This window comes from Synechococcus sp. R5-13 (assembly GCF_047462015.1).
Taxonomy (GTDB): domain Bacteria; phylum Cyanobacteriota; class Cyanobacteriia; order Thermostichales; family Thermostichaceae; genus Thermostichus.
The window spans coordinates 1-9,733 of the sequence record NZ_JANSIL010000216.1; the positions used below are offsets into that span (position 1 = coordinate 1).

The window sequence follows — 9,733 nt, forward strand, 5'->3', positions numbered from 1 at the left end:
AACAAACAGAATGCTATCGCTGCATAGTTGAACAGTGATGTTCAGCAGTGTTCAGCGTAAATGTATCAGAGTGCGGAACCGGGGACTTGAACCCCGATGGCATTGCTGCCACTAGAACCTGAATCTAGCGCGTCTACCATTCCGCCAGTTCCGCGGCGATCTACAAGTGTGCCCAAAGCAGGGGATCCCTGTCAAGGCTGGCAAAAGGGATCCCTTGCCGGCGGCTCTATCTGTGCTAAGCTCTGCTGCGCACAAGATTAAAGCCGATAACGCTGACCTTGGCCGACTTTACCTTCACCTGCGAGGGCACCTGCCCCCATACCCAAGCGCGGGCGGGATACTTCGTCACCCCCCACGGCGGGATCCCAACCCCTTGCTTTATGCCGGTGGGAACTTTGGCCAACGTGAAAACCCTCACCCCCGCCCAGCTCAAGGAAACGGGCGCCCATATTATTCTCAGCAACACCTATCATCTCCACCTGCAACCTGGCGAAAGCATCATTCAAGCGGCAGGGGGGCTACACCGCTTTATGGGCTGGTCGGGCCCCATCCTCACCGACTCAGGGGGCTTTCAGGTCTTTAGCCTCAGCGCCATTCGCCAAATCAACGAGGAGGGAGTGACGTTCCGCTCTCCTCTCGATGGCCGCATCATTCACTTCACCCCAGAGCTATCCATCCAGATTCAAAATGCCTTGGGTGCCGATGTGATCATGGCCTTCGACGAGTGCCCGCCCTACCCTGCCAGCCCTGAGGAAGTGGAAGCAGCGGTGCGGCGAACCACCCAGTGGCTGAAACGGTGCGTGGAAGCCCATCGCCGCTCGGATCAGGCTTTGTTTGGCATTGTGCAGGGGGGAGTTTACCCTGAGCTGCGCCGGCGGGCGGTGGAAGAGGTCTGTCGGTTGGATCTGCCGGGCTATGCCATTGGCGGGGTGAGTGTGGGGGAGCCGGTCGAGTTTATGCACGCCGTTGTGCGGCAAACAGCCCCTCTACTGCCGGCAGATCGCCCCCGTTATCTCATGGGGGTGGGCACCTATGCCGAGATGCGGGCCGCCGTGGCCGCCGGAGTGGATTTGTTTGACTGCGTGATCCCCACCCGTTATGCCCGCCATGGCACGGTGATCAGCCGGGGCAAACGCTGGAACATCAAAAATGCCGAGCACCGCCGCAGCCTGGATCCCATCGATCCCGACTGTCCCTGCTACACCTGCCGCCACTTTAGCCGCGCCTACTTGTGTCACCTCATCCGCGCGCAAGAGATCCTGGGCTACACTCTGCTCTCCATCCACAACATCACAGAGCTGATGCGCTACACCCAAAAGATGCGCCAGGCCATCTTGGAAGGCCAATTTCATGAGCACTGGGATCCCTGGAGCTAAGCCGGCCGGGAGATTTGTCTGGAAGCATCTGATCCATTTTGGTAGAATAAGTACATGGGATAGTACGTGCATATACTTAAGCTATCCCATGCAGTTCCAGGAAGGAGTCAGATCATGGCTATCCGAACCCTCAGCAGCGTGATTGAACAGCACATCGCCGGCCTTCCGGGCTTGATTGCTGTTTTGATAGGGCGGGCCACTGATGGTGCTACAGTAGCCAAAGTAACCTACGTCAGCGATTCCCAAGAGGAGCAAGCCCTAGAACGTTTGGGCACCTACGCCGGCGACCTGTTGCAGGCCAATAGCCGCCTTTGTCAAACCGTCAGCCCCGACCAAGAGGCGGACTACCTCTTGGCAGGTACTCCGGCGCTGCGGGTTGTCATCAAAGCGTTTCCCAAAAGCCCCTACTTTGTCTTGTTTCTGACCCGTTCCATCACCGACCTGAAAGCGATTTCAGACCGGATTAAGGCCATCTTGATCGACGGAAAACCGCTGCTGCCCCCTGTGCAGGACAGCACTATGTCTGTGGCTCAGGCTTTGATGGACTATGCCAAGCGCTACGCTCCGGATCCCAACTTTGTGGCCCTGCGCCTGTCTTTGAAAACGGGCCTAGACCGCAACCGTCTCGAAAAGGGCACCCTGACCCGACAGGAGCTGCGCATTCTTTACAAAGCGGTAGCAGATCTTTTGGGCCGAGAGCGTCTGCCTATTGCCATGCCGGCCTGAGTAGTTCAAAATAGCTAGCAAGCTTTGTCCAGGGGTAGTTGCTACACCTGGAAGGCTTTTTTAGGTTTACTTTAAGTTTATTTGCTCGCGCTTAAACCCTTTCATCTCGACTGCGACCGCAGGCTCGTCTCTTGAAGGCTGAGTTTGGGGGACGGGCAATCTCTTGCAATCTCAATCTCTATCTGGAGGCAAACTGGTGACCATACGTACCCTTATCAGTGTGGTTGAGCAGCACATTGCCGGTCTTCCAGGCTTGATCGCAGCTTTGGTGGGGCGAGTAACCGATGGCGTTGCAGTGGCTAGGGTTGCGTACACCAACGATGTGCAGGAGGAAATCTCTCTGGAACAGTTGGGCAACTACGCGGCTGACTTGATACAGGCCAACAATCGCCTCTGCCAGTCGGCAAGCGCTGACCAAGAGGCGGACTACCTTTTGGCAGGTACTTCGGCGTTGCGGGTTGTCATCAAAGCGTTTCCCAGAAGCCCCTACTTTGTCTTGTTTCTGACCCGCTCCACCACCGACCTTAAGGCGATTTCAGAGCGTATCAAAGCCATCCTAATTGATGGAAAACCATTGTTGCCCCCTGTTCAGGACACCACTGCATCCACTGCTCAGGCTTTGATGAGCTACGCCAAGCGCTACGCCCCGGATCCCAACTTTGTGGCCCTGCGCCTCTCTTTGAAAACGGGTCTGGATCATAGCCGCCTCGAAAAGGGCGCCCTGAGCCGTCAGGAGCTGCGCATTCTCTACAAAGCGGTAGCAGATCTTTTGGGCCGAGAGCGTCTGCCTATTGCCATGCCAGTTTGAGTAGTCGAGAATGGCTGGCGAGCTTTGTCTGAGGGCAGTTGCTGCGCTTGTGGGATCCCCTATTGTTTATCTGAGTTCACTTGCCTATGCTTGAGCATCTACATCTCGACCGCAACCGCAAGCTGATCTCCCTGTTTGGAGAGCCGGTTATCTTCCACTGCCATCACTACAACCTCTTCCTGCAGCAGACTATTGAAGATCCCGACTGGATCGATGGAGTAGGGATCCTGCGCACGGCAGCCCAGGAGATCTTTTACAGTCTTCTGTACGGAGCTTTCAAGGCTCTTGGCATTCAGGAGACCCAAGAGCGCCTGGCAGTAGCAGCTCAGATCTTCAGTTTTTTAGGATTTGGGCGGCTGGCGTTTGAGGTGACACCTTCAGGCGGGGAAGTGCAGCTTACCCATTCTCACTATGCAGAAGGTTGGCTGAGCAAGTACGGGGATCAGGTCAACCGCACACGTCCCATTGACCACTTGGCGGTGGGCTATGTGGCGGCAGCTCTGGATGCCACGTTTGGCGAGCTGGGAAGCTACGGGGCAGAAGAAACGGAGTGTATGGCCGTTACGCGCAAGGATCACTGCGTGATCCAGGCCACTCGGCTGCCGCGGCCCCAGTTGTTGACTCCCAGTCCAGGGATGGGCAAGTTGATCGAGCAGCCGCTCCAGTTCCCCCGGCCCACAACAGCAGTGGACTACGATGCGGTCAACGAAGCTCTGTGGGGCTTGCCTTTGGCCGGAGATGAGCGGGGGCAAATTCGCGCGTTTAACGTGTTGCTAACGCGCATGCCTGCCAACTACTACAACCGCATTCAATATCGCTTTTTACAGGAGCTGAAGGCGGTGCAGGCTGAGCTGATGGGGGTGGGGGAAGCTCTTATCCGCGAGTCGGGGCATGTTTGTGTCTTCTACACCTTCGGCAACATCATGGAATCGGTGGAGTGGGAAACCCTGGTGGGGCCGATGCTGGAGAAGGACACGGACTGGATCCACGGCGGCTATGCGGTGGCCAGCAGCCTGGGGTGGGGTCGCTGGCAGGCTTTGGAGGTGGTGAGTGGCCAGTCTTGCCGGGTGGCCATTGATGGCAACTACGAAGCCAACTACTTTTTGGCTTCCTACCCACGGGCAGAAGATCCCGCCTGCTATTTTGCCCAAGGGGCGGTGCCGGCGATGATGAATCTGGTCTACAACGGCAACATCCAGCAGAAGCCGGTTTTGGATCAAGTCTTCTACAACCGCCTCTTCCAGCGGGGTGGGCTCTTCCACGGCCAGGAGACCAAGGCCAGAGAGAAGGGGGATCCCTGGTGCGAGTTCTACGCCGCTCGCGTCAGCGGGACGGAGTCCTTGCGGGTGTAGGGATCCATGCAGGTGCGTGTCCTCAGGCGGCGGGAGTGTGGGGCTGGGTGGGCCACCGACCTGCTGCTGCCACGTTGCCTTGTCTGGTCAGAGGTAGAGGCTCTGGCCCAGGAATGGGGAGCCGCTTGTCGCTGTTTTCAAGGGCAACTGGTGTGGCTGGATCTGCCCTCAGGCCGGATTACGGCTTCACTGCGGGTGCCCCGCCTGACGTTGCGACTCCACGATGCTAACGCTGAGGCGCAGATCTTAAATCGTTTGCAGCAGTTGGCCAAGTCTTCTGGTTCCCAGACAGAGGAGAGTTGAGGGCAAGCCTGGCGCGAACATCCTATCCTGCCATGGCAAAGAGGGCGCTCCAGTCGCGGTTGGGCACACCCGGCTTGGCGATGATCTCAAGGATGCGATTTTGGGCGGCGGGCTGGAATAAACTTTCGACGGCCACTTGGGCTACCTTCGTGCGGGGGATGCTGCCGTCAAAGAGGGTATCCGCCTTGGATAGGACAATGCCATCGTCGTTGTCTTGGTTTTTTAGGCCCCCCGGTCGAACGATGGTGTAGGTGAGGCCGCTTTTTTGCAGATATTCTTCCGCCCGTTTTTTCCACACTAGGATCAGCCAAAACAAATTGAGGGGGTGGAACAACTGAGACACGCACAGAGAAGAAATCAAAACAAAGTGTTGGATCCCTTTGGCTTTGGCCACATCTACCAGGTTCTTGGTGCCTTCATAATCCACTCGGTAGGGCTGAAAGGGATCCCAACTGGGCCTGGCCCCGGTGGCACAGAACACCACTGTGCATCCTTCCATGCCTGTCTCCAGCGTGGCCGGATCCAGCACATCCCCCACCACCACTTCCGCTTCGGGGGGCAAAACCCGAGCGGCCAGCTCGCGGCTGCGCACCAGCGCCCGTACCGGGATGTCGCGGCCCACCAACTCTTTGACAATGCGGCGTCCGGTTTCTCCTGTAGCCCCTGCAACAAAAGCCTGCATAAGTTTCTCCTGCAAAGCTGTTTATACCCGGTGTAGCTGTTTGAGGATTTGCGGTGGCCCCATAAGCCATTATCTTCCCAAAATCGGCCTCAGGTTCCCTCTTTTCCATGACAGGATGGTAGGGATCCCGCCCCCCGGTGCATCAGATGGTTGCCCAAGCTGCTCCTACTGCCTACGAGGCCCAAACCCAAGCTCTTGCCCAATCTCTGTTCGCCTCTCTTTCGGGAGAGAAGCGATCCCTGCTGGCCCAGTGGCGGGATCAACTGCGCTGGGAGGACAAGCTGCTGGCCTGGGCGATGGAGAACCCCCACCTGCGCACCCAGTTGTTCCGCTTGATCGATGTCTTGCCCAGCTTGAAAAGCAAGGCTGAGGTGGCCCGCCATTTGCAGGAGTATCTCTTGGATCCGGCAGTAGAGTTGCCGGGGATGCTGAAGAGCCTGCTCAACTTCGCAGACCCCGACTCCCTGCCAGGACAGTTGGCTGCCAGCACTCTCACCGCTGCTGTGGAAGCTCTGGCCCGCCGCTATATTGCCGGAGAAACTCTACAGCAAGTCAGCAAAACTCTGGAAGCTCTGCACCGGCAGGGTATGGCTTTCACGCTGGATTTGCTGGGGGAAGCCGTCATCACCGAAGCGGAAGCCCAATCCTATCTGGATCGCTATCTGCAGGTGATGGAGCATTTGGCAAAGATGGTCAAAACCTGGCCACAACCGCAGCCGGTGCCGCAAGTGTCGGTGAAGCTGACAGCCTTCTATTCCCAGTTCGATCCCATCGATCCCCTGGGGGCCAAAGCCAGAGTGGGGGAACGGATTCGCATCCTGTTGCGCCGGGCAGAAGCTCTGGGAGTCGGGATCCATTTCGATATGGAGCAGTACCGCTACAAATCCCTCACCCTGGCCATTTTGCAGGAGCTGCTGCTGGAGCCGGAGTTCAAAAGCCGCACCGACGTTGGCCTGACGCTGCAGGCCTACCTGCGGGATAGCTACACCGATCTGCAAAACCTGATCGCCTGGGCCAAAGAGCGGGGATCCCCGGTGACGGTGCGCTTGGTCAAGGGGGCCTACTGGGATCAAGAGACCATCCTGGCGGCGCAAAAGCACTGGCCACAGCCGGTTTACAACAGCAAGTCTGCTACCGACGCCAACTTCGAGCGCATGACCCAGCTTTTGTTGGAGCACCACACCCATCTCCACGCCGCCATCGCCAGCCACAATGTGCGCTCTCAGGCCAAAGCCATTGCCATCGCCCAAGCGCTGGAGGTGCCCCAGTCTGCTTTTGAACTGCAGGTGCTCTATGGCATGGCCGATCCCCTGGCCAAGGCCTTGGTGCAGAAGGGACAGCGGGTGCGGGTGTACTGCCCCTACGGGGAGCTGCTGCCGGGTATGGCCTACCTGATCCGGCGTTTGCTGGAAAACACCGCCAACACCTCTTTCCTGCGGCAAAGCGTTCAGGGCTACAACCCCGAGCAGCTGTTGGCCCCGCCGGTCTTGGACGAGGGATCCGTTTTCCAGGCTCCTTCTCTCTCGTTTGCCGCCGCTCCCGATACGGATTTCAGCCAGCCCCAGCAGCGGGATCCCTTTTTTCAGGCATTGGACGAGATCCGGCCTCAACTGGGTCAGAGGGTTCAGCCCTGGATTGCCGGAGAATATCGCCCCACCCGACAAGCCATGCTCTCCCTCAACCCTGCGGATCCTGAACAGGTGGTGGCGGAAATTGGGTTGACCGAGCCGGAACAGGTGGAGCAAGCCTTGGCAGCGGCCCAAGCCAGCTTCCCCAGCTGGAGGCGCACCCCCGTTGCCGTGAGGGCGGGGATCCTGCGACGGGTGGCGGAGCAAATCGAGGCCCAGCGGGCGGAGCTGGCTGCCTGGATGGTGCTGGAGGTGGGCAAGCCCATTGCCCAGGCCGATGGGGAAGTTTCCGAGGCCATCGATTTTTGCCGCTACTACGCCCAACAGATGGAGGCTCTGGAGCGGGGACGGGAGTGCAACCTGCCCGGCGAAACCAACCATTACCACTACCAGCCCCGCGGTGTGGCGGTGGTGATCGCCCCCTGGAACTTCCCCCTCTCCATCCCCTGTGGCATGACAGCGGCGGCTTTGGTGGCCGGAAACTGCGTGCTCCTCAAACCGGCGGAGCAATCTTCGCTGATCGCCGCCAAACTGGCGGAGTTTATCCTCAAGGCCCTTGCCGAAGCTGGGATCCCGGAGGGTGTCTTTCAATTCCTGCCGGGGGTGGGCGAAGCCATTGGCCCCCTGTTGGTTCAAGACTGGCGGGTGCACCTGATTGCCTTCACCGGATCCCAGGCGGTGGGCTGCCAAATCCTCGCCCAAGCCGCGCAACTGCAGCCGGGCCAGCACCACATCAAGCGGGTCATTGCCGAGATGGGGGGCAAAAACGCCATCCTCATCGACGAAAGCGCCGACCTGGATCAGGCGGTCAAAGGAGTGGTCAACTCCGCCTTTGGCTACAGTGGCCAGAAATGCTCCGCCTGCTCGCGGGCGATCGTTTTGCAGTCCATTCACGACCTGTTCTTGGGGCGGCTCATCGAGGCGGTGCGCTCTTTAAATGTGGGGGATCCAGCCCACCCCAGCACCCAAGTTGGCCCGGTCATCGATGCAGAGGCCCAAGCTCGCCTGCAACAGGCCATTCAATCGGCTAAGGCTGATGCCCGCCTCGACCTCAGCCTGCCCGTGCCGGAAAAAGGCTACTTCGTCGGCCCCACTGTGTTCAGCCAGGTGGATCCCCAGTCAGAGCTGGCGCAGCGGGAGCTGTTTGGCCCGGTTTTGGCGGTGATCTCAGCGCCGGACTTTTCTTCTGCTCTGCAGATGGCCAATGCCACCCCCTACGCCCTCACCGGCGGTCTCTACAGCCGCACCCCTTCCCACATTCAACAGGCTCGCCAGGACTTTGCCGTCGGCAACCTCTACATCAACCGCGAGATCACCGGGGCGTTGGTGGAGCGGCAGCCCTTCGGCGGCTTCAAGCTCTCCGGCGTGGGATCCAAAGCCGGCGGCCCCGACTACCTGCTGCAATTTTTAGAGCCGCGCACCGTAACCGAAAACACGCAACGGCAGGGCTTTGCTCCCATCGAGGGATCCTGAGGATAGGGCTTGGGAAAGCTCATTGGACAGGCTTGGCCACATCCCCAACCTTGAAGCCTGCCCCGCCGAGAATGCGTCCCACACTGGAGCTGTCATCCACCTCCGTCAGTTGGACCTGTCCGGCTGGCTCAGTCAATTTGCGCAAGACTGTCCCCGTGGCCGGATCCTTCACCTCGCGGACGACGCGCTCCACAGAAAGAATCAATCCCACCCGATAGCCATCGCGGCTGCCCTTGTTCAGGATCACCTGGTTGCCGTAGACATCCGCCACCAAGGCGTCAACCGTTGGCAGAGAGCGAGGCTGAGCTGCCAAGCGCCCGGCAAAACCGGCCAACTGCTGGGCAATTTGCTCCACCGCTTGTTGGCTTGCCAATACCAACAGCTTCTCTTCGTTGCTGGTGGCGGATCCCCCGCCAAAGCCGGCAACCGTGACCGTGCTATCCGACTGGCTGGCGTTGCCTTTGCCCTCGACCACGGCCAAGATCTCGGCAGTACTGGTGCTCACCAAGCGGGCATTCAGCTGCACGTTGGCATCGGCATCCACTGACTCAGCGCCCACCGCCAGCGGGAAGCTGCCGAAGGGAGTTAAGACCGGTGCCCCACCCCCAGAACGGCGCACAGACACATCAAACTGGGTCACACTGCCGAGGATCACCGCATCGACCCCTAGGATCCGGCCTACCTGAGCAGCGGTGTTGGCATCCAGTCGACCGGATAGACCCAGGTTCTGCTCGGCCAAGATCGCGTCCAGCCGCGAGCGCTCGATGACGGAAAAGGTGCCATCTCTCACCAGCCGATCCACCAACAGGTCGCTCACCCCCCGCGAAGCCTCGCGGAAGCTGTAGGGATTGCTGAGGCTGCTGAAATCAAAGTCCAAGACTGCAATCCGAGGACGGGATGTGGGTTGCGGCGCTTGTCCCACCTGTCTGGGGGCAGAGAGGGTGCAGCGAATGTCTTGGGGAAATTGCTGGCAGAGGGCTGGATTGGCGGATTGGGCCACCACCGGGATCCCTGTCCAGCCTAGGCTTACCAAAGGGATCCCGAACAGCAAAACGGAAGAGAGGTTGCGCATGGTTAAACGATCTCCTAGATCTGGGAAGTGGCCACAGTTACTCTCAGCTTGCACCCAAAAGAGCTTCAGGGCGGTGACCGGTATCACCTGGCAGCTAAGGGCTAAGGATCCTGACGTCGCCTGTTCCCAGAAGATGCCCTACACTCTACCGACTACAAGGTTGTTGAAAAAAGGGATTGAGAAGGTTTGTATAGAAGAGTTGACAAATCTCAACCCTGTTGAGCAAAGGTACTCGCTCTCTGCAATTGACATCCTCCCCGGCCTGAAGGCCGGAGATTCCTACCACGCTACGCATGGATGGCTCCTTGCGCAG

Annotated in this window: 9 protein-coding genes and 1 tRNA gene; 7 read left to right on the forward strand and 3 right to left on the reverse strand. The window is 59.0% G+C overall.

Annotation, left to right across the window (positions count from 1 at the left end; genetic code table 11):
• Nucleotides 1–71: 71 nt before the first annotated feature.
• A tRNA-Leu gene (locus NW840_RS13730) sits at nt 72–154 on the reverse strand.
• A gap of 112 nt (nt 155–266) precedes the next feature.
• Between NW840_RS13730 and tgt the strand changes: the two genes are divergently transcribed.
• The 5 genes from tgt to NW840_RS13755 all read left to right on the forward strand — a co-directional run bounded on the left by tgt (nt 267) and on the right by NW840_RS13755 (nt 4,565).
• Entirely contained in the window at nt 267–1,376 is a 1,110-nt protein-coding gene (tgt, locus tag NW840_RS13735) for a tRNA guanosine(34) transglycosylase Tgt (protein ID WP_414344886.1), read from the forward strand.
• 114 nt (nt 1,377–1,490) lie between these two features.
• On the forward strand, nt 1,491–2,102 hold the full coding sequence (locus tag NW840_RS13740) for a hypothetical protein (protein ID WP_414344874.1): 612 nt from the start codon (nt 1,491–1,493) through the stop codon (nt 2,100–2,102).
• Nucleotides 2,103–2,298: 196 nt separating this feature from the next.
• On the forward strand, nt 2,299–2,910 hold the full coding sequence (locus NW840_RS13745) for a hypothetical protein (protein WP_414344875.1): 612 nt from the start codon (nt 2,299–2,301) through the stop codon (nt 2,908–2,910).
• A gap of 86 nt (nt 2,911–2,996) precedes the next feature.
• Nucleotides 2,997–4,262 carry a hypothetical protein gene (locus NW840_RS13750; RefSeq protein ID WP_414344877.1) on the forward strand — a complete coding sequence of 422 codons (1,266 nt, stop codon included), beginning with the start codon at nt 2,997–2,999 and terminating at the stop codon, nt 4,260–4,262.
• 6 nt (nt 4,263–4,268) lie between these two features.
• Complete coding sequence (locus NW840_RS13755) at nt 4,269–4,565, forward strand: hypothetical protein (protein WP_414344878.1); 297 nt, start codon at nt 4,269–4,271, stop codon at nt 4,563–4,565.
• A gap of 22 nt (nt 4,566–4,587) precedes the next feature.
• On the opposite strand, the gene NW840_RS13760 is transcribed toward NW840_RS13755, so the two are convergent.
• Nucleotides 4,588–5,247 (reverse strand): SDR family oxidoreductase, encoded by a 660-nt coding sequence (locus NW840_RS13760; RefSeq protein WP_414344880.1) that lies wholly within the window; start codon nt 5,245–5,247, stop codon nt 4,588–4,590.
• Nucleotides 5,248–5,393: 146 nt separating this feature from the next.
• Between NW840_RS13760 and pruA the strand changes: the two genes are divergently transcribed.
• The gene (gene pruA, locus NW840_RS13765; RefSeq protein WP_414344882.1) at nt 5,394–8,348 is read left to right on the forward strand and encodes an L-glutamate gamma-semialdehyde dehydrogenase; all 2,955 of its coding nucleotides are present in this window, start codon (nt 5,394–5,396) and stop codon (nt 8,346–8,348) included.
• 19 nt (nt 8,349–8,367) lie between these two features.
• Here pruA and NW840_RS13770 read toward each other — a convergent pair whose 3' ends face one another.
• A complete protein-coding gene (locus NW840_RS13770; RefSeq protein WP_414344883.1) occupies nt 8,368–9,420 on the reverse strand; it encodes a CsgG/HfaB family protein in 1,053 nt (350 codons plus the stop codon).
• A gap of 73 nt (nt 9,421–9,493) precedes the next feature.
• Between NW840_RS13770 and NW840_RS13775 the strand changes: the two genes are divergently transcribed.
• Nucleotides 9,494–9,733: hypothetical protein (locus tag NW840_RS13775; protein ID WP_414344884.1), on the forward strand; the 240-nt coding region annotated here is incomplete at its 3' end.

Coding starts and splice junctions, on each gene's coding strand:
- NW840_RS13750 (WP_414344877.1), top strand. CDS start 2,997: ATGCTTGAGCATCTACATCTCGACCGCAACCGCAAGCTGATCTCCCTG.
- NW840_RS13755 (WP_414344878.1), top strand. CDS start 4,269: ATGCAGGTGCGTGTCCTCAGGCGGCGGGAGTGTGGGGCTGGGTGGGCC.
- pruA (WP_414344882.1), top strand. CDS start 5,394: ATGGTTGCCCAAGCTGCTCCTACTGCCTACGAGGCCCAAACCCAAGCT.
- NW840_RS13760 (WP_414344880.1), bottom strand. CDS start 5,247: ATGCAGGCTTTTGTTGCAGGGGCTACAGGAGAAACCGGACGCCGCATT.
- NW840_RS13740 (WP_414344874.1), top strand. CDS start 1,491: ATGGCTATCCGAACCCTCAGCAGCGTGATTGAACAGCACATCGCCGGC.
- NW840_RS13770 (WP_414344883.1), bottom strand. CDS start 9,420: ATGCGCAACCTCTCTTCCGTTTTGCTGTTCGGGATCCCTTTGGTAAGC.